The sequence below is a fragment of the Helicobacter cappadocius genome (assembly GCF_030688855.1).
In the GTDB taxonomy this organism is placed as follows: domain Bacteria; phylum Campylobacterota; class Campylobacteria; order Campylobacterales; family Helicobacteraceae; genus Helicobacter_J; species Helicobacter_J cappadocius.
This window is the reverse complement of sequence record NZ_JAUYZK010000002.1, coordinates 105,539-125,600: the sequence shown is the minus strand read 5'-3', so window position 1 is coordinate 125,600 and position 20,062 is coordinate 105,539. Positions and strand designations below refer to the sequence as shown.

The 20,062-nt window shown below is 32.6% G+C and carries 20 protein-coding genes; 14 read left to right on the top strand and 6 right to left on the bottom strand.

Features of this window, described 5'->3' with window-relative positions; translation table 11 throughout:
- The first annotated feature begins 3 nt into the window (after positions 1-3).
- From Q5I06_RS01940 to serA, 4 genes are all read left to right on the top strand, one after another.
- Positions 4-828, top strand: coding sequence for a 4-hydroxy-3-methylbut-2-enyl diphosphate reductase (locus tag Q5I06_RS01940; RefSeq protein WP_305516522.1), 825 nt, complete (start codon positions 4-6; stop codon positions 826-828).
- An 86-nt stretch (positions 829-914) separates the two neighbouring features.
- Positions 915-2,573, top strand: a complete 1,659-nt coding sequence (locus tag Q5I06_RS01935) for a 30S ribosomal protein S1 (protein WP_305516521.1) — start codon at positions 915-917, stop codon at positions 2,571-2,573.
- 8 nt (positions 2,574-2,581) lie between these two features.
- A complete protein-coding gene (locus Q5I06_RS01930) occupies positions 2,582-3,052 on the top strand; it encodes a hypothetical protein (RefSeq protein WP_305516520.1) in 471 nt (156 codons plus the stop codon).
- A gap of 15 nt (positions 3,053-3,067) precedes the next feature.
- Positions 3,068-4,657, top strand: coding sequence for a phosphoglycerate dehydrogenase (gene serA / locus Q5I06_RS01925; protein WP_305516519.1), 1,590 nt, complete (start codon positions 3,068-3,070; stop codon positions 4,655-4,657).
- Positions 4,658-4,664: 7 nt separating this feature from the next.
- Here the strand turns inward: serA and Q5I06_RS01920 are convergent, their stop codons facing one another.
- Together Q5I06_RS01920 and Q5I06_RS01915 are read right to left on the bottom strand one after the other, a co-directional pair.
- Entirely contained in the window at positions 4,665-5,387 is a 723-nt protein-coding gene (locus Q5I06_RS01920; protein WP_305516518.1) for an NYN domain-containing protein, read from the bottom strand.
- A 27-nt stretch (positions 5,388-5,414) separates the two neighbouring features.
- Positions 5,415-7,418: an FUSC family protein gene (locus Q5I06_RS01915; RefSeq protein WP_305516517.1), complete on the bottom strand. Its 2,004-nt coding sequence runs from the start codon at positions 7,416-7,418 to the stop codon at positions 5,415-5,417.
- Positions 7,419-7,618: 200 nt separating this feature from the next.
- Here Q5I06_RS01915 and Q5I06_RS01910 point away from each other — a divergent pair, with 200 nt between their 5' ends.
- From Q5I06_RS01910 to Q5I06_RS01865, 10 genes are all read left to right on the top strand, one after another.
- Positions 7,619-8,071: a hypothetical protein gene (locus tag Q5I06_RS01910; protein WP_305516516.1), complete on the top strand. Its 453-nt coding sequence runs from the start codon at positions 7,619-7,621 to the stop codon at positions 8,069-8,071.
- Positions 8,068-9,870 (top strand): excinuclease ABC subunit UvrC, encoded by a 1,803-nt coding sequence (gene uvrC / locus Q5I06_RS01905; RefSeq protein WP_305516515.1) that lies wholly within the window; start codon positions 8,068-8,070, stop codon positions 9,868-9,870. The genes Q5I06_RS01910 and uvrC overlap by 4 nt, the downstream gene beginning before the upstream one ends.
- A 48-nt stretch (positions 9,871-9,918) precedes the next feature.
- Positions 9,919-11,193 carry a homoserine dehydrogenase gene (locus Q5I06_RS01900; RefSeq protein WP_305516514.1) on the top strand — a complete coding sequence of 425 codons (1,275 nt, stop codon included), beginning with the start codon at positions 9,919-9,921 and terminating at the stop codon, positions 11,191-11,193.
- A complete protein-coding gene (locus Q5I06_RS01895) occupies positions 11,186-11,512 on the top strand; it encodes a YraN family protein (RefSeq protein ID WP_305516513.1) in 327 nt (108 codons plus the stop codon). Before Q5I06_RS01900 ends, Q5I06_RS01895 begins: the two co-directional genes overlap by 8 nt.
- 75 nt (positions 11,513-11,587) lie before the next feature.
- A complete protein-coding gene (trxA, locus tag Q5I06_RS01890; protein ID WP_305516512.1) occupies positions 11,588-11,905 on the top strand; it encodes a thioredoxin in 318 nt (105 codons plus the stop codon).
- 104 nt (positions 11,906-12,009) lie between these two features.
- The gene (gene trxB, locus Q5I06_RS01885) at positions 12,010-12,948 is read left to right on the top strand and encodes a thioredoxin-disulfide reductase (RefSeq protein ID WP_305516511.1); all 939 of its coding nucleotides are present in this window, start codon (positions 12,010-12,012) and stop codon (positions 12,946-12,948) included.
- 12 nt (positions 12,949-12,960) lie between these two features.
- Positions 12,961-13,725: a 4-hydroxy-tetrahydrodipicolinate reductase gene (gene dapB / locus Q5I06_RS01880; protein WP_305516510.1), complete on the top strand. Its 765-nt coding sequence runs from the start codon at positions 12,961-12,963 to the stop codon at positions 13,723-13,725.
- A gap of 235 nt (positions 13,726-13,960) precedes the next feature.
- Positions 13,961-15,340, top strand: a complete 1,380-nt coding sequence (gene gltX, locus Q5I06_RS01875; RefSeq protein ID WP_305516509.1) for a glutamate--tRNA ligase — start codon at positions 13,961-13,963, stop codon at positions 15,338-15,340.
- A gap of 65 nt (positions 15,341-15,405) precedes the next feature.
- Entirely contained in the window at positions 15,406-15,960 is a 555-nt protein-coding gene (locus Q5I06_RS01870) for a YceI family protein (protein WP_305516508.1), read from the top strand.
- Between the two features lie 94 nt (positions 15,961-16,054).
- The gene (locus Q5I06_RS01865; RefSeq protein WP_305516507.1) at positions 16,055-17,140 is read left to right on the top strand and encodes a hypothetical protein; all 1,086 of its coding nucleotides are present in this window, start codon (positions 16,055-16,057) and stop codon (positions 17,138-17,140) included.
- Here Q5I06_RS01865 and fliY read toward each other — a convergent pair whose 3' ends face one another.
- The 4 genes from fliY to Q5I06_RS01845 are packed head-to-tail and all read right to left on the bottom strand — an operon-like array spanning position 17,141 to position 20,058.
- Positions 17,141-17,971: a flagellar motor switch protein FliY gene (fliY, locus tag Q5I06_RS01860; RefSeq protein WP_305516506.1), complete on the bottom strand. Its 831-nt coding sequence runs from the start codon at positions 17,969-17,971 to the stop codon at positions 17,141-17,143.
- Positions 17,968-19,029: a flagellar motor switch protein FliM gene (fliM, locus tag Q5I06_RS01855; protein ID WP_305516505.1), complete on the bottom strand. Its 1,062-nt coding sequence runs from the start codon at positions 19,027-19,029 to the stop codon at positions 17,968-17,970. The genes fliY and fliM overlap by 4 nt, the downstream gene beginning before the upstream one ends.
- On the bottom strand, positions 19,022-19,726 hold the full coding sequence (locus Q5I06_RS01850) for an RNA polymerase sigma factor FliA (protein ID WP_305516504.1): 705 nt from the start codon (positions 19,724-19,726) through the stop codon (positions 19,022-19,024). Before Q5I06_RS01850 ends, fliM begins: the two co-directional genes overlap by 8 nt.
- On the bottom strand, positions 19,723-20,058 hold the full coding sequence (locus Q5I06_RS01845; protein ID WP_305516503.1) for a hypothetical protein: 336 nt from the start codon (positions 20,056-20,058) through the stop codon (positions 19,723-19,725). Before Q5I06_RS01845 ends, Q5I06_RS01850 begins: the two co-directional genes overlap by 4 nt.
- Positions 20,059-20,062: the final 4 nt, after the last annotated feature.

Sequence of the window (20,062 nt, the reverse complement as noted above, 5' to 3'; positions counted from 1 at the left end):
AATATGCAAATCAAATTAGCTAAAAAATATGGGTTTTGTTTTGGCGTCAAACGTGCAATACAAATCGCAGAAAAAACAAAAAATAGTATTACCTTAGGACCACTCATCCATAATCCAAAAGAAATATCTAGACTTGAGGTAAAATTTGGCGTAAGAGTAGAAGAAGACACACAAATGATAAAAAATGGTGAGCATGTCATCATAAGAACACATGGTATTCCAAAAGGTGATTTAGAATATCTTAAAACCAAAGATGTTCAAATCACTGATGCAACATGTCCATATGTAACCAAACCTCAAGAAATTGTAGAGTTTATGAGCAAAGAAGGTTATCAAATTATTATTTTTGGAGATAAAACACATCCAGAAGTCAAAGGAGTCATGAGCTATTCAACCACACAGCCAATAGTGGTGAGTTCATTGGAAGAACTAAAGGAAGCAAAAATCGGAAAAAAAATAGCCCTAGTCTCTCAAACTACTAAACAAGCTAACAATCTACTTCAAATAGCTTCTTATCTCATCACTCATTGTTATGAAGCAAGAATATTTAATACAATTTGTAATGCAACCCTAGACAACCAAGAATCCGCAAGAGAACTGAGCAAAGAAGTAGATGTAATGATTGTTGTAGGTGGTAAAACTTCTTCAAACACAAAACAGCTTCTTAATATTGCACTTCAAAACTGTACTGATAGCTATCTAGTAGAAGATGAAAATGATTTAGATATGCGATGGTTTGAAGGAAAAAATATCTGCGGAATAACAGCGGGAGCTTCCACCCCTGATTGGATTATTGACAAAGTAAAGGAAAAAATCCAATCTTTATGAGAATTTTCAAAATCAAAAAAAATTTTATAGCTTTAAAAGGAAACTATGGCTAAAATGCCTAAAAAATCAAAAATTAAAGGGAACAGATGAGAGTGGTTTTAGAGAACTTAGAAGGTTTTGAAGAAAATGAAGATTTTGCAAAACTTTTGGAAGAGAGCGAAAAATCCTATGATAGCGGAACGATCAAGGATGGCGTAATCGTATCTATAAACGGTGAATATGCAATGATCGATGTGGGGGAAAAAATAGAAGGTAGATTAAATATTGCCGAAATAAAAGATTCAGGGGAAAATCTTTTATTCAAAGAAGGTGACAAAATAGAAGTATATGTCTCTCAGGGCAAAGGGGAGAGACCTAATGTTTCTTACAAAAAAGCTATTCGTAGTAAAAAAGTGCAAGAAAAGATCAAAGAACTTGGAGAAGATTACAAAGATAAAGTTATTGAAGGAAAAATTATCAGAAAAAACAAGGGAGGGTATATTGTTGAATCTGATGGTATTGAGTACTTTATGCCTAAATTCAACTCTTCTTTGAGGGATGATGCAAAAAATATTGACAAAAAAATCAAGGCTTGTGTGGTAAACATACGTCCTGATGACGATTCTATAGTTATATCAAGAAAAAGGTTTTTTGAGATAGATGATAAAAACCAATCTGAAGTAGCCAAAACACTTGTTGAATCTGGCAAAATTTATAAGGGGATAATAAAAAGCATTACAGCATTTGGGATGTTTATAGAGGTTGAAGGAGTTGAAGGTCTTGTGCATTACACAGAAATAAGCCACAGAGGACCTGTAAATCCCGCTAGATATTATAAAGAAGGCGATGAAGTTGAAGTTAAAGCTATTTCTTATGATGAGGCAAAAAGACGTCTTTCATTCTCCATAAAGGCAATTGGCGAAGATCCTTGGAAAGAAATTCAAAAAGAACTAAAAACTGGCTATGCTATCAAGGTTGTAGTTAGCAATATTGAACCTTATGGTGCTTTTGTTGATATTGGAAATGATATTGAAGGGTTTTTACATATCTCTGAAATCTCATGGAGTAAGGATATAAAACACCCTGAAGAATATTTAAAAATTGGTCAAGAGATTGATGTGGAAGTTATTGAAATTGATTCTGAAAACAGACGTCTACGTGTTTCCTTAAAAAAACTACTTGACAAACCTTTTAATGATTTTATCAAAAAACACCGCATAGGTGATGTGATTAAAGGAAAAATTGCAACTCTGACTGATTTTGGAGCATTTGTAAATTTTGGCGGACTAGATGGACTGCTTCATAATGATGACACCTTTTGGGATAGAGGTCAAAAATGCAAAGATATATTCACAATAGGCGAAGAGGTAGAAGTCAAGCTAACTAAAATAGACAAAGAAAAAGAAAAAATCTCTTTAAGTATGAAAGCACTCAAACCATCTCCTACAGAAGAATTTGCTCAGCAGTATAATATCGATGATGTTGTTAATGGCAAAGTAGTTGATATTAGAGATTTTGGTATATTTATCAAAATAGGAGATATGGATGCCCTCATCAAAAACGAAGATCTCTTTCCTCTAAAAAAAGAAGATATAAAAATTGATGATGATATTGAGGGGGTTGTAGCCTTTATAGATAAAACTGCAAATAAAGTTCGTGTTTCCATAAAGAGACTAGAACGTAAAAAAGAGAAAGATGAGTTAAAAGCCTTCAATTCAAATGAAGACAAAATGACTTTAGGTGATCTCATCAAAGATAGAATCTAGCTGTTAAAATGAATATAAAAATACTATTAGGATTTTTTTTAATAGTTATTTTTGCTCTATCTATTTATTTGATTGGTCTTTTTTATACTCACTATAAAACAAATATAAAAATAGAATATCCAACTTCTAATATTTCTATTCCCGATAAAAATAAAAGTCTTTCAGATCAAGATGATTCTTGGCTCAAAGACTCATTAAAAAACTCAAAATCTTATGCTTATCCAGCGACAGAAATAAAAATCAGTATGGATTTTAAATCTCCTGATGATAAATCAATTCCAACAAAACTAATTGTTGATAATCTAGATGAATATAAGTTTTTTTGCCTCAATGAAGTCCTAAAAGAAGAAAAAATAGAATTTGCTTACTATCAAGCAAAAAACTCTACAAATATCGTTATCTTCCTACCATCAGACAAGAGAAGAGATAAAATAATGGAAGATCTTAAATATTATGAGATACAATATAAACTTCAATAGACTAAGGAGTCAGTTATGGACAATAAATCTAAAATAATCGTTTGTGATCACATCCATCAAAGAGGATTAGATCTACTTGCAAATCAGAGCGACGTCCAGATGCAAAACTTAGCAGATCTTCCAAAAAATGAACTTTTGGATCACCTTAAAGATGCTGATGTGGTTATCACTAGAAGTTCTACAAGCGTAGATGATAAGTTTTTAAACTCTATTGGAAAGCTAAAGGCCATAGTAAGAGCTGGTGTAGGTGTAGATAATGTGGATATAGAAAATTGTTCTCGAAAGGGCGTTGTCGTGATGAATGTCCCTACAGCAAATACTATTGCTGCTGTAGAACTAACGATGGCACACATTATAAATTCTGTGAGAAATTTTCCTGGAGCTGATTATCAACTAAGAATTGAACGAAAATGGAAACGTGAAGACTGGTATGGCACAGAGCTTAAAGGAAAAAAATTAGGGATTATTGGATTTGGAAATATCGGTTCTAGAGTTGGGGCTAGAGCAAAGGCATTTGAAATGAATGTAATTGCTTATGATCCATATATTCAACCTTCAAAAGCTACTGATATGGGTATAACTTATAGTAAAAATTTTGAAGATATTCTCAAATGCGATATTATCACTATCCATACACCCAAGAATGAAGAAACAAAAAATATAATCACCGCCAAAGAAATAGAAAAAATGAAAGATGGAGTGATTCTTATCAATTGTGCAAGAGGTGGTCTATATAATGAAGAAGATATTTTAAATGCACTTAAAAATAAAAAAATTCGATGGGCAGGAATTGATGTTTTCTCAAAAGAACCTGGCACAAATAGCCCATTGCTTGATTTGGATAATATCTATGTAACTCCTCATATTGGAGCTAATACACTAGAATCTCAAGAACAAATTGCCTTACAAGCAGCTCAAGCGGCACTTGAAGCAGCTAGAGGGGCGAGTTATCCAAATGCTCTAAATCTACCAATAAAAGAAAATGAAATTCCCAAAAATATTAAAGCTTATTTGGAACTTACTCAGAAATTAGGTTTCTTTTGTGCTCAAGCAAATAAAGGAGCTATCAGCTCCATTCATTTGAATGTAGATGGAGAAGTCAGTGAATATAGCAATTCTTTAATAACTTTTGCCCTTGTTGGTATATTAAAACCATCATTAGGAGAAAACATTAATTATGTCAATGCTCAGTTTTTGGCAAAAGAAAGAGGGATTGATACACATATCAAAACAAAACAAACCTCCAATTCTTACAAAAACCTCATCACGATAACTCTTACGACCTCAAGCGAATCTCTAAGTGTTAGTGGAACAGTGTTTGAAGATGATATCATTAAGCTCACAAATATCAATGGTTTTAATATAGATATAGAACCTAAGGGAAGAATGATACTTTTTAAAAATACAGATACTCCAGGTGTTATAGGAAGTGTAGGAAATACTTTAGCCAAACACAATATCAATATCTCTGATTTTAGACTTGGTAGAAACTCAAACAAAGAAGCCTTAGCACTTATTATTATTGATGATCAAATACCTCAAAAGGCTATTGAAGAACTCAAAAATATTCCTGCTTGTCTAAGCATACGAACCGTAACCATCTAATAGATGGTTATTTTTTCCTGTATTCCACACTCATAATACTATTATTTGTCCCGCTATAACTTATTTCAAAATAATCAGGTAAAGCCTTAAAAACATCCCCCCAACTATCTTTACCACAAGAAGAGGCTGCTTTAAGATAATTATTTTTTATCCATAGCCCTACCCTTGAAACCAAAGATTTTCCATCGTCTCCAGAGGTTGATTCAACAGCATTTTTTAACAGCTTAATTAGATTTTTATCTTTAGAGAGCTGTGAATTTCCTTTTTCAATAACCCCAATTTCTTCAAAATTCGTAAAAGCTCGTCTAAAATCTTCTCTAGCTTTTTTCTCCCCAAAGCCAATTGCAGGAATCCCCTTTGTTCTGATTTCTTGTGCAAGTGGTGCAAAATCACTATCGCTAGTTGCCAATGCAATACATTCCATTGTGCCAGAATGTAATGTATTGATAACATCAATAGTGATCTTAATATCAGAAGAATTTTTTCCCGCATTCCCTCCATCTCCACTTCGATTGCCTGTTATAATATGAATTGGTTCTATGGAATATTTGATAAGTCCATCTTCCCAATTTTTGATTCCATTACTTCTCCAATCTCCATAGGCCTTTTTTACGCATACTTCGCCAACATCACTGAGTCTTTCCATAATGTCATCAATTAGCTTATAGCTAATATTTTCACAATCTATAAAAAGTGCAACTTTTTTTCTTTCTTTGGTATTTAGCTCCATTTGATAACTCCGATTTATATTTTTATTTTAATACTTCATATTTGATAAAGTAGCCAAGTATAGCTGATTTTGTAATATAAAGATATCTTCAATCATCATATTAAATTTATCATCTGTAGCCAAAAATCTTCCATCCTTTTCTTCTTTGAAATAATACGGCAATCCATCTATGAGCTTAATAAGCATTTCATATCTAGTCAAAACAAGCTTAACATCATTGTTGAAAATTTCTTTATTCTCATTCAGATTTTCAAAATGACAAAGATAGTCATAAAGCTTGTTTGTGCTTTGATTCAAAGAATCAATACTTTCTAATGCTTTTTGGGCATTTGCGATATCTTTTTTAGAATATGTGTTTTTTTCTTCTTTAGCATCATTTATTGAAGCACTCAAAAGATTGTATTGATTAAAAAATCCACTCTCTAGATTAATGAATTCTCTTTTTTTAACACTTAGATTTTCAAGATTTTTATCAATAAGAGCAAGTAATTTTTGTAAAAATGTAATATTTTCTTTAATACTTGGCATCACATCATCTCCACTATACTTTGGCCATATAAACCAAAATGCCCCAAAAACTACGCAAAATGCAATCAAGATATCCAAAAGACGTCCAAAAATCAATTCTAAAAAATCTTCTCTGAGCATTGAGAACATCATTACAAAAGCAACCATCATTACACCAGACCAAATGGCATATGGATACACTCTGAAATAAATAAACAAAAATAATACGATGATAAAAAGAGGATAAAAAACAAATGTCCTCTCAAATAAACTCACAAAAACAATCCCGCAAAATAGTCCAACAAAAGTGCCTAAAAAATAATCTTTACTGATATCTTTTATGGAACCTAAATTTGGTCTCATAATTGCCATTGCACCTATAGCAATCCATATACCATGATCTATTTTTAAAAATTGTGCAATAAAAATAGTAGCTCCCAAAGTTAGCGAATATTTAATTGAATACCTACATACAGGACTTAGATCGGTTATGCTATCAAGAATGTCTTTGAATTTTTTTGATGGCATTGCCTGAGCAAGATAGGCTTCTTCCTCCCCTCCTCTACGGAAAGATTCTATTTTGTTGTAAATAATTTTCACTGAACTTACAAAAACTTTATTGCAATCTGAAAGTAAAACCCTCTGCAATATTTCCCTAGATAGATTAGGTCGAGATCCGTAAAACATCTTTGATAGCTCTCTTAAGTTCATAACAATTTCATCTTTGATCTGATAAAACAAATCATCAATTTTATTTGTATTGAAATAATAGTGAATAGAATTGATAGAATGATAAATCTCTTCAATACGATAGAGATAAAATAAAGTTCGCTTTGTATTTTTGATGATATGAGGATCTTTTATCTTTCCCGCTCGAGAATTAAGAATATGCTTGATAGATTCAATCTGCAAGAGGGTTTGATTTCTAATTTTAAAATAATCTTTAGAGTTAGAAATATTTCCTATCATTAGCTCAAGATCAAAAAGCAAGGATGGAAAGTTTTTTTTGGTAAATTTACCATATTTTCCAATAGAAATAAAAAACAACATCAAAATTCCTATAAAACCACCAATGAAAATGGTTAAAATTTCATCTTCGAGCATTATAGGAATATTAGAATTTACATAAATACAGGCTACTAAGCCATTTATAAGAACCATATTTAGCACTTTTTGTAAATCAATGCTATAAACACTTGAAATTCCGACAATAAAAGCCATTAACACCACAGGCAAAAAAAGCCAAAGTCCAAGTGCAGAAAAAATACTAAAAATAAAAACCGCCAAACAACTTAATAAAATGAATAAAGTCAAATGTCTTATTTTATTCTTATCGCCAATTAGCGTATTTAAAAAATAAATATATATCGGAGATAATGCAGCCCAAACTAAAATGCTCGATCCAAATAAAAAATAATTTATAACAATACTCAAAAATACTGCTATGAGGGTTTTAAGAGAATAGATCAGGCTAAAATAACCTGGATCATAAACATAAACATATCTTAAGAAATGATTTTTCAAAAAACCCCTTAATAAAAAACCATTCATAAAATTTGCTTATTGAATTTTCATAGGTAGTAAAAAATCCCAAAATCAGCAAAAATACTAGAAAATTCCATATTTTTCAAAACTCTGCTGTCTGAAGATGGGACTTTATAAAATGGATCAGCCTTGTATCCACACCCATAAAAAATAAATAATAAATATGCTAAAATCAAGATATGAAAAATTCTCAAAGTATTATCTCCAGTATTAAAAATCAAACACATTTTAAGAAATTGCAAGAAAATTCGCAATTAAATAAACTCAAACTTGTTCTGCCACTTGGAATGCGCAAAGCTATATTGCATATCACATACAAAAATCATCGACTGCTTTTTGCATTTAATAATCCGGGCTTGTGTGCTGAATTCAACAATTATAATCGCAATGATATAAAAGAGAGTTTAAAAAACCATAGAGATTTCTTTGCCTCTATTTCTCCAGATCCTGAAATTTTAGGCTTTGTGCAACATAGTTTTTTACCATCAGATGAAGAAAATGTTTCTGAAATAGAGTCCTACAACGAACACTCCGATGGCGAATTTACAAATCTAGCCAAAAATACCCAGCTGTATGAAATTTTTGAATCCATTCGTGCATCTATCTTAAAAAACCTGAAAGATAACTCTTGAATAACTCCCTAATAGAAAGAATCAAAAATCTCCCAACAAGTAGTGGAGTTTATCAATATTATGACAAACATAACAAACTATTATATATCGGCAAAGCAAAAAACCTCAAAAATCGTATAAAAAGTTATTTCAGAATTGAAAATGACAAAATATTGCCCAATCCCTCCAATAGCCACCGTATCCAAATGATGATCTCCCAAGTTGATTATCTCCAGACTATATTAGTTCAAAACGAACAAGATGCACTCATCTTAGAAAATTCTTTGATAAAACAACTCAAGCCAAAATATAATATCTTATTGCGAGATGATAAAACTTATCCTTATATCTATATTGATATGTCCGAAGAATTCCCAACACCTGCAATCACTAGAAAAATTATTAAAAATAAAAATGTGAAATATTTTGGTCCATACACATCAGGCTCAAGAGAAATACTAGATAGCTTATATGAAATCTTGCCTCTTGTCCAAAAAAAAGCCTGTTCAAAGGGAAAGAAGGCTTGTTTGTTTTACCAGATAAAACGTTGTCTTGCCCCTTGTGAAGGAAAAGTTAATCCCACAGAATATAACAAAATTATCCTTCAAGCTATCTATTTAATCCAAAATAAAAATAAACTCTTAAATGAGTTAGAATCAAAAATGCTTACCCTTTCTGAAAAAATGAAATTTGAAGAAGCAATGATCTATAGAGATAGAATCAAAAAGCTACAAGGTGTTGAAAATTTTTCGAGTATAGATCTAGCAAAACTCTATAATTTGGATATTTTTGCTCTTTCTTATGAAGGAAAAAATGCGATTTTGTCCAAACTTTTTATGCGTGATGGAAAAATTATATCTTCAAACTTTGAACACATTAAATCTGAATATGCCTTTGATGAAAATTCCATCTATGAACAAGCTATTATCAATCACTATAAAGAAGAAATTCCCCTGCCTCCAGATCAAATACTTATACCTTCTATTGATTCAAAGGAAAGTATCATAGAATTAGAAAATTTTCTACAAAACCACTGCAAAAGAAAAATACAAATATTGACCCCTCATAGAGGAGACAAAAAAAACCTCATAGAACTTGCTTTCAAAAACGCTAATGAAATTTTACGACTTCAAAGTTCTAGAAGTTATGCTGAAGATACACTTTTAATAGAACTTAAAGAATTATTACAGCTAAATGAAATCCCTTTTACAATAGAAGTATTTGATACAAGTCATCATTGTGGAACAAATATTGTGGGTGGCATGATTGTGTATAAAAATATGAATTTTACAAAAGAGAACTACAGACGTTATATCCTACAAGGAACAGATGAATACTCTCAAATCAAAGAAATGCTTACTCGTCGTGCCAATGACTTCTGCAAAACCCCTCCCCCTAATCTCTGGCTCATAGATGGTGGCAAGGCTCAAATCAATCTAGCCAGAGATATTCTTCAAAGCGTTGGCGTAGATATTGACATCATAGGAATCGCAAAAGAAAAAATCGATGCCAAAGCACATCGTGCAAGAGGTGGTGCAAAAGATACAATATATACTTTTGAAACATCTTTTCATCTCAAACCTTCAGACAAAAGACTGCAGTTTTTACAGAAACTCCGAGATGAAGTTCATCGATATGCAATCACCTTCCATCGACAAAAAAAACAAAAAGATATGCAAAAAATATCCCTTTTAGAACAAAAAGGCATTGGAAAAGCCAGTGTAAAAAAGCTATTAGATTTCTTTGGCTCCTTTGAAGCAATAGAAAATGCAAATCCTGATGAAATCAAAGAGGTTCTCAGCAAAAAAACTAATCACTAATATAAGAGTTTTGATAAAATACAAAATTATTACATATAAGGTTTTAAAATGATGAAAAATATCAATATTGGCATTATTGGCGTAGGTGTTGTAGGAAGTAGTGTTATCAAAATTTTACAAGAAAACAAAGAAATCATTTCAGCTAGAGCGGGTGTGAATCTGGTGGTAAAAAAAGGTATTGTAAAAGATCTAGCCAAGATTAGAAACGTAAATATTCCATTAAGTCAAAATATTGATGAAATTTTTAACGATCAAGAAATTGATATTGTAATTGAGTTGATGGGAGGGGTTCAAGAAGCTTACGAAATAGCAAAAAAAGCTCTTCAAAGCAAAAAAGCTTTAGTTACCGCAAATAAAGCTATGCTTGCTTATCATCGCTACGATTTGCAAAAAATAGCCAATGATATCCCTATTGGTTTTGAAGCAAGTGTATGTGGAGGGATACCCATCATAAAAGCACTCAAAGATGGATTAGGTGCAAACCACATTCTTGCCTTAAAAGGAATACTAAATGGCACAAGCAACTATATCCTTACTCAGATGATACAAAATAACCAAGACTTTAGCAGTGCCCTACTTGATGCTCAGAATCTAGGTTATGCTGAAGCTGATCCTAGCTTAGATGTAAATGGAGGGGATGCAGGGCATAAATTACTAATTTTAGCTTCACTTGCTTATGGAATAGATGCAAAACCTCAAGATATCATCATAGAAGGTATTGAATCTATCAATTCTGATGATATTGAATTTGCAAATGAATTTGGTTATTCTATCAAGCTCTTAGGAATTGCCAAAAAAGAAGAAAATGAAATCGAACTCCGAGTTCATCCAGCAATGATAAACAAAAATAAAATGATTTCAAAAGTTGAAGGCGTAATGAATGGAATCAGTGTTATAGGCGATAGGGTTGGCGAAACCCTTTATTATGGAGCGGGTGCAGGTGGAGATGCGACTGCAAGTGCAGTGATTAGCGATCTTATAGAAATAGCAAGAGGAAAAAGTTCATTGATGTTAGGATTTGAAAACTCTCCTCATATACCTTTTAGCCTAAAACCCAAAGACTCTATCAAAACCCACTATTATGTAAGACTTCTAACCATTGACAAACCTGGTGTTCTGGCACAAATAGCCTCTATTTTGAGTAAAAATAATATCTCTATCAGTGCATTTTTACAAAAAGAGTCTAAGCAAAAAAATACTGCAAAAATACTCTTTGCAACGCATATTACAACTGAATATGCCATCAAAAATACTATCAGTGAAATCAAAAAACTAGATTCAATCCTTCAAGAACCCTATATGATAAGAATTGAAGATGAGTAGAGAAAAGGGCTTTTATGCAGAAAGCTTGGCTTGTGAATATCTGGAAAAAAATGGTTATGAGGTGGTAGAAAGAAATTTTTCATCCAGATATGGAGAAATAGACATCATTGCACTAAAAAATAAGATTCTTCACTTTATTGAAGTCAAAAGTGGGCAAAATTTTGAACCTATCTACGCCATCACTCCCAAAAAAATTTCTAAAATAATCAAAACGATTGAATATTATCTGCTTCAATACAATCCCGAAACAACTTATTGTATTGATGCTCTAATCATCAAGGGAGAAGATATTTACATGATAGAAAATATCACTTTATAAAAATTATTATTATTGGATTTGAAATTTATATTTTTTATGTATAATCAACGCCATATTTTAACAATGGAGAAGATTATGGGTAAATATATAGAATTAACAAAAGAAAATTTTGATAGCACAACAAAAAATGGTGTTGCATTGGTTGATTTTTGGGCTCCTTGGTGTGGTCCTTGTAGAATGTTAGCTCCTGTAATTGATGAGTTAGCTGAAGAATACGAAGGTAAAGTCGCAATCTGCAAGGTGAATACTGACGAGCAAGATGAACTTTCTGCAAAATATGGTATCAGAAGCATTCCTTCAATTATCTTCATGAAGAATGGGGAAGTTGTTGATCAAATCACAGGTGCAGTTTCCAAGCAAGTTCTCAAAGACAAAATCGATTCTATCTCTTAAACTCTTCCCGTGATTTAAATCACGGGCTTTCCATATACTCATCATTTATGATTCAATACTAATATATTTATCAAGTAAAAATTTTTATCTATCGGAGGTTTTTTATGATTGATTTAGCAATTATTGGTGGCGGCCCTGCTGGATTATCCGCTGGTCTTTATGCGACAAGAGGAGGAATCAAAAATGTTGTGTTGTTTGAAAAAGGAATGCCTGGTGGTCAGATTACAGGAAGTAGCGAGATAGAAAACTATCCAGGAGTAAAACAAATCCTTAGTGGTCTTGATTTTATGGAACCTTGGCAAGAACAATGTTTTCGCTTTGGGCTTAAACATGAAATGACTGAAATTTCCACCATTAAAAAGGAAGGGAAAATATTTAAAATCTTCCAAAACGATGGAAAAGTCGTAGAAGCCAAAAGTGTCATTATAGCAACTGGAGGAAGACCCAAAAGAACGGGTATCAAAGGTGAAAATGAATTTTGGGGCAAGGGAGTGAGTACTTGTGCTACTTGTGATGGTTTTTTTTACAAAAATAAAGAAGTCGCTGTTCTAGGTGGCGGAGACACTGCACTTGAAGAAGCTAATTATCTTACCAAAATGTGTAAAAAAGTCTATGTTATCCACAGAAGAACTGAATTTAGGGCTGCACCAATCACCGTAGAACACGCCAAAAATAATGAAAAAATAGAATTCATTACCCCTGCAATTGTAGAAGAAATAAAGGGTGATAACAATGGAGTAAATTCTATCGTTATCAAAAACACTCAAACAAATCAAACATCACAACTTGATGTTCCTGGTATATTTGTATTTGTGGGTTATGAAGTTAATAACAATATCCTCAAGCAAGATGATGGAAGTATGTTATGTGAGTGCGATCAATACGGATCAATGATTGTAGATCTAAATATGAAAACAAATATTGAAGGCTTGTTTGGTGCAGGAGATATACGTATAAAAGCCTCAAAACAAGTTATATGTGCAGCTGGAGATGGTGCAACTGCCGCACTTGAAGCCATCGCATATCTTGACTCTCATAAATAAAATTAGGAATCGATGATGAAAATAGGTGTATTTGGTGCAACCGGAAGAATAGGAAAACTCCTTTTAGAAGAAATCTCTTCAGATGCTGATCTAGAGCTTGGAAGTGTCTTTGTTCGCAAGGAATTGGATATTTCTCTCCCAAAAGGAACTTTTGTCACAAACGATTTGGAAATTTTTATTCAACATTGTGATGTTATTGTTGATTTTTCACTTCCAGAAGCAACCAAAGCACTTCTACATGCTCTTACTTCAAATCCTAAACCTATCGTATGTGGGACTACGGGATTAGAAAATTCCACTCTAAAAGAAATAGACAAACTCTCTGAAAATATGCCCATATTATATGCTACAAATATGTCTCAAGGTGTAGCCATGCTGGGCGAAATGGCAACTATGCTTTCTAAAATACTTAGCGAAGCTGATATAGAAATCTCTGAAATCCATCACCGATACAAAAAAGACGCCCCTAGTGGAACAGCTATCACGCTTGGGCAAAAATGTGCCAAAGCAAGAGGACTTGATCTTTCAAAAGTTCGTATCTCTAGTAGAGATGGAAACATAGGTCAAAGAAGCAAAGATGAAATCGCTATAATGAGCTTACGCGGTGGAGATATCGCTGGGAAACATACCATCGGATTTTATATGGATGGAGAGTATATAGAAATCACACACAATGCAACTTCTCGTCTTACCTTTGCAAAAGGGGCAATCAAAGCCGCTAAATGGCTAATTAAGCAAAAAAATGGTCTTTATGAGATTGACAATATTTTTCGATAATTTTTAAAAAGAGTTGCTTTAAGTAACAGAAATTTCAGCCAAGAAAAGATTTTAATCGACTATAGAATTTTACTTAAAAATTGCCCATATTTAAAAATACTAATAAAAATAGATTTTGATAAACATATACAGAGATGATTTTTTATATGAGATTAAAAACTACAACACTAGAAACAAAACCAAAATTTTAGTACAATCCCACTAGCAAATATATTCAAAATAACGAGGAAAATCTATGCGTGAAATCATAACCCGATTTGCCCCCTCCCCTACAGGATATTTACACATTGGCGGATTAAGAACTGCTCTTTTTAACTATCTCTTTGCTAGATCTAATGGAGGAAAATTCTTGCTTAGAATCGAAGATACCGATCTGGCTAGAAACTCTATAGAAGCTACAGAGGCAATCATAAAGGCTTTTGAATGGGTAGGAATGGATTATGATGGAGAAGTCCTATACCAATCTAAACGCTTTGATCTATATAAAAATTACATACATAAGCTCATCTCTGAAGATAAAGCATATTATTGTTATATGAGCAAAGAAGAGTTAGATAATCTCAGAGAAGCTCAAAAAGCACGAGGTGAAACTCCAAAATACGATAATCGGTATAGAGATTTTAAAGGAACTCCACCAAAAGACATAAAACCCGTCGTAAGAATCAAAGCCCCATTAGAAGGATATATAGAATTCAACGATGGCGTGAAAGGAAGCATCAAGGTGGAAGTAAAAGAGCTTGATGATTTTATCATAGCTAGGAGTGATGGTAGCCCCACTTATAATTTTGTAGTCACTATTGATGATGCACTAAGCAAGGTAAGCGATATCATTCGTGGTGATGATCACCTCTCTAATACTCCCAAACAAATCATTGTATATAAAGCATTAGGCTTTGATATACCTAATTTTTATCATGTCCCAATGATTTTAAATCCACAAGGGCAAAAGCTCAGCAAACGTGATGGTGCAATGGGAGTGATGGATTATAAAAAAGAAGGTTATCTTCCTGAAGCGATTTTAAACTTCTTGGTGCGACTTGGTTGGAGCCATAAAGATCAAGAAATATTTAGTATGGAAGAAATGCTAAAACTATTTAACCCAAAAGATCTAAACTCTTCACCAAGTAGTTACAATCAAGAAAAATTTCTATGGCTAAACACTCATTATATAAAAGAAAAATCTAATGATGCTTTAGAGAATCTCTTAGAAGAATTTCAATGTCCAAAAATTCAAAAATCACAAAGAAATGTATTATACACTGCCCTAAAAGATAGAGTCAGCACACTCAAGGATTTTGCCGCCAATGCGATAGATATTCTTACTCCCCCATGTAGCTATGATGAAAAATCTCTAAGTAAAATTAATGAACAAAGTTATGAAACACTAAAAAAATTCCTTAGTATGCTAGAAAAGTCTTTCTTAGATACGCCAGAAAAATGTAATGAATGTCTTCATAAATTCATGGATCAAGAATCTCTTAAACCGGGTAATTTTATGCAACCTTTACGTATAGCATTGCTAGGAAAACCCGGTGGAATTGGAATAGCTGAGACAATCTATGTAATTGGAAAAGAAGACACAATCAAAAGAATAGAAAAATTTTGCAAGGCTTAATCATTCCTTGACTATTGTAAAGTACAATGAAGATGTTTTAATCAAAAAAACTCAAAGGAAACACAATGAACAAGTTTTTATCTCTTGCGGCAGTTTCAGCTATATGCCTCACACCAATGATGGCAAAACCTTTTATCATCGATAAATCTCATTCTTCAGTAGGTTTTCAAGTTGAGCATATGCTCATCAGTAAAGTTAATGGAGAGTTTGATAATTTTGAAGGAACTTTAGATATTGATCCTAAAACCAAAAAAATCAATAAACTAGAAGGACAAATCAGTATATCTTCTATAGATACTAAAAACAAAAAAAGAGATGCTCATCTTAATGCTAATGATTTTTTTGATTCTGGAAAATTTCAAAAAGCAACTTTTAAAATGACCAAACAAGAAGGTGATAAAATCTACGGGGATCTCACCATCAAAAATATTACTAAACCTGTAATATGGGAACTAGAGATTAATGGTCCAGTTACAAATCCAAATACCAAAAAGCAATTGATGGCTCTTGATATTGAAGGAAAAATCAATAGAAAAGACTTTCAGGTCGGAGAAAGCACTCCAAACTCTCTTGTAAGCGATGAAGTAAAAGTAAAAATTCAAATTGAAGCTTCGGAATAATTATCTTCTTCTCTCTTCTTATTGCAAGAGAGAATCTCAGCAATACTAAAAGCATATTTTTATACAATTACCCGAAAAATATGAAGGACTTTTTATGTTTCGTGGGTTTTTTGTCTTCCTCTTCTTTGTCATCAGTTCTTATTCATATGAATGGAAATACGATTTAGGTTTTGATTTTTATCTTGATAATCTCGAGGAGTCTCTTCCTTATTGGGATACTCGCACTATTTATGGAGTAAGGTTAGCACCTGAAGTAGGAATTGCATTTGATGAGCACCAATCTTTGATGTTTGGAGGATATGCCATTCAAAATATGGGAGAACAAAAATTTCCCACAAAAGCAAATATATCGATCTATTATAGTGCTATAGGAGAAAAGTTTAGTTCGTATTTTGGAATCTTTCCTCGAAAACATTCGATTGCTCATTATCCGTTGAGTTTTTTTAGAAATGATTTTTATTTTTTCAACCCCAACATTAATGGTCTAATGTTTCAATATAAAAGTGGGGACACTAGCAAAATAGCCAATGGTTATGCAGAATTTATCTTTGATTGGTACGGAGGGAATTTATCTAAAAGATTAGATGAATTTATGCTCTTAGCTTCAAGTCAATATAATTTTTTGAATGATTATTTATTTGTAGGTGGAAATTTCTTAATGTATCATTTCAAAAATGATGAATATCTATCAAAAGATGGATCTAATGGAGATACCTATCTGATGGATAGGATTTACTACAACCTCTATGTTGGCTCAAGTCTAAAAACCCTCATGCCATATATGCAAGAGGCTTACATAAAATTTGGAACACTCAGCAGTCTGGAAAGAAAAAGACGTCTTAGCACAGGTCTAGATCCATTTTATAATGGTTTAGGTTATCAACTTGATATTGGAGCACAATACAAAGGCTTTGGAGTTAAAAATAGTTATTATTTTGGAAAACCACAAATGAAATACTTCTCTGAATATGGAGAAGATTTTTATAGCGGACTGCCATTTTATCAAGGGACAAAGTATGACAGGGCAGATTTTTATTACGAATATAAAAACGATATTTTAAGTGCTAGATTTAGCATCATCTTCCACTTTGTAAATAATACTATCGCCAATCAAGAAATGCTCACTCTCACGCTAGATACACATAAATTATTTAAAATGCTAAAAACTACTAGCGAATGATTAGCCCCTTAGTTGCTCTAACCGCTCTCTCTTAGTTCCAATATCAGTAATTTGCACTCCAAAGTTTCCGTCCACTATGACGACTTCGCCTTTGGCAATAACCTTGTCATCTACGAGAATTTCCAGAGGATCGTTTGCGAGTTGATTAAGTTCTACAACACTTCCTATATCCATTGATATAACATCTTTAAGAAGCATTTTCTTTTGCCCAATCCTCACTTTTACATTTAGTTTTACATCAAGCAACATACCGATATTTTTCATTTCATCTGGATTAAGCAGATGATTGGCAGGAGTTTCAACTACATTAGTAGTAGTTACATTTTCAATATGATTAAAACTATTGGTAAAATCACTTGTTGTTAAAAATAAAAAATTAGACTTAATTTTATTAATAGAAAATGTAAATTGATAACCTTTATCGTATGCAGACAAATCAATAGGATTGACAATAAATTGAATATCTTTACAAGAAAAACTAAGTCTAGGAAGATTTTTTTGAGAACCTAGTGCAGTAGAAATCGCTCCAAATATATTTGAAGTGATTTCTTTGAGTGCATCTAAATCATCATTATCCATATCTGATTTACTAGCCCCCTCGCCACCAACCATCAAATCAGCCAATGCACTAGCAAGTTCAGCAGGAACGATTAAAGCAACACTAGAATCCAAATCCCCTGAAACTGAAACATATGCAATTACATAAGGAACAGATAAGGAAACACCGCTAATAATATCGGTTTTGTTATTTTCGATATCTGGAGTATTGCCCGTAAGCCCTTCAATTGTTGAAATCGCCTCTTGAGTAAAAATCTTTATAAAATCATTCACTGCTCTTCCTCCTGTATATCATTCACCTTGCTTTTTCTTTGAGCTTCTAGCATTTCTAATATTTCTTTTACTTTATCTTTTTCTGTCTTGATAACTTCTTTCATTTTGATAGTTTTGCGATATCTTTGCAACCCTAACGTAGCTAGATATTTTTCCTTGCCATCAACATTTACCAAAACCGTATCATCAGCAGGTCTATCCAATCGAATAATATCACCTACCGTGAGATCTAAAACTTCTTTTAAAGTTAGCTTCACACCTCCCAAAAATACCGATATATTTACACCAGCACCACCAACTAAGGCTTGAAGCTCTTTATTGCGACTTTTCTTTGAACTTGTTTCTGATAGCACAAGATCTCTACCACCCAATCTTGAAAGCACAGTTTCAAGAGAGATTACAGGGTAGCATAAATTCATCATTCCACTACTATGTCCAATGATAATTTCCATCACTACCATAATTACAATCTCATTTTGAGCGACGATTTGCACAACATTTGCACTTGATTCTTTTGCATCAACGGAAGGAAAAATCTCTGTAATAGGCGACCAAGCATCTTTTAATGTCTGCATAATCTGTCTAAGTATAGTATCTAAAAGATTGAGTTCAATATCACTAAACTCCCTAGAGTTATCATAAGGATCACCCTTTCCACCCAACAATCTATCAATCATAGGAAAGGCAATACTCGGATTTATTTCCAAAACCCCAGTACCGTCCATAGGTTTCATAGAAAACACATTAAAACTCGTAGGAGATGGCAAACTCATCAAAAACTCTCCATAAGTCATTTGATCAACACTATGAAGTTGTATTTCAACAATACTTCTCATGATTGCTGAAATCTGACTAGAGAGATTTCTTGCCATTTTATCATGAATACTTCTAAAGGCTCTTAATTGCTCTTTGCTGACACGATTAGGTCGTTTAAAATCATAGAGAGTAACTTGCTTCTGATGCACAATGCTGTGTTTTTGCAAAACTTCAGCATCTTCACCTTCATCAACCACTTCAAGAAGGGCATCTATCTCTTCTTGACTTAATATATCAGCCATTTTTCTCTCCTAATGAATTTCTTATTTTTCTAATAATCTCTTTTATAATTTGCGATATTCGTGATTCAGTAATGTTTAATATATCTTTAATTTCACTTAGATTAAGTTCTTCAAAAAAATATAGCTGCATAATCATCTGTTCGCGTTCAGAAATATTATTTAAAATCTTCTGGATGTTCTCTACAAGCTCTTCGCGCTCAAGTTTTTCTAAAACATCTTCTTGTTCAATCAAGTTATACTGTTCATCAATTGGGACCAAAGAATAAATATCTGAAGCAAGTTTTGCTTCCCTGATTTTGCCAATATCTTCATTCAACACTTTAGATAAATATTCATTGCTAGGTTCTTCTTGGTGTTCGTTAAAATATTTAGAAATTTCAATATCTATGGCTTTAATAAGTTTTCTGGATGCCCGAGATATAATATCCAAAGATCTCAGATAATCAAGCATAGCACCATTTACGCGAGTTTTTGCATAACCCCAAAAAGAATCATTAATTTTATTATCATATCTTCTAGCCAGTTTGATTAACTCTTCTGTGCCAATAGATATCAAATCATTCAGATCTACTGAGCTAGGCACACGCTCTTTGATTCGATATGCCATCGATCTTACAGCAGGAAGATATTGAACTGCAAGCTCATCTTGAGAATATCTGATATTTTGATCATATCCCTGTATGTGGTTTTTATTCATATCACTTCGCCACTACTAGAGTTAATATCTAAAAAATCTGAATTTCTAATATATTGTCTGATATTGCTTGCCTCTTTTTCTCGGATATCAAACTCGTGATCAAAATAATCAAGTCTCTTTTCTAATACTTCTTTATTAAAAAGTCTCTTATCAAAATCAAGAAACCATATATAAACTGAAGCACAAAAAACCACAATTAAATAAAAACCCAATGTAGAAACAATCGTCCAAAATAAAACAATCTCGGGTCTATCAAACTTTGCGATAGAGAAAGCCAAGCCTAAAAAAAACCCAAAAACAACAGAAAAATTGATGTAATTATTCGGCTTCATCTCA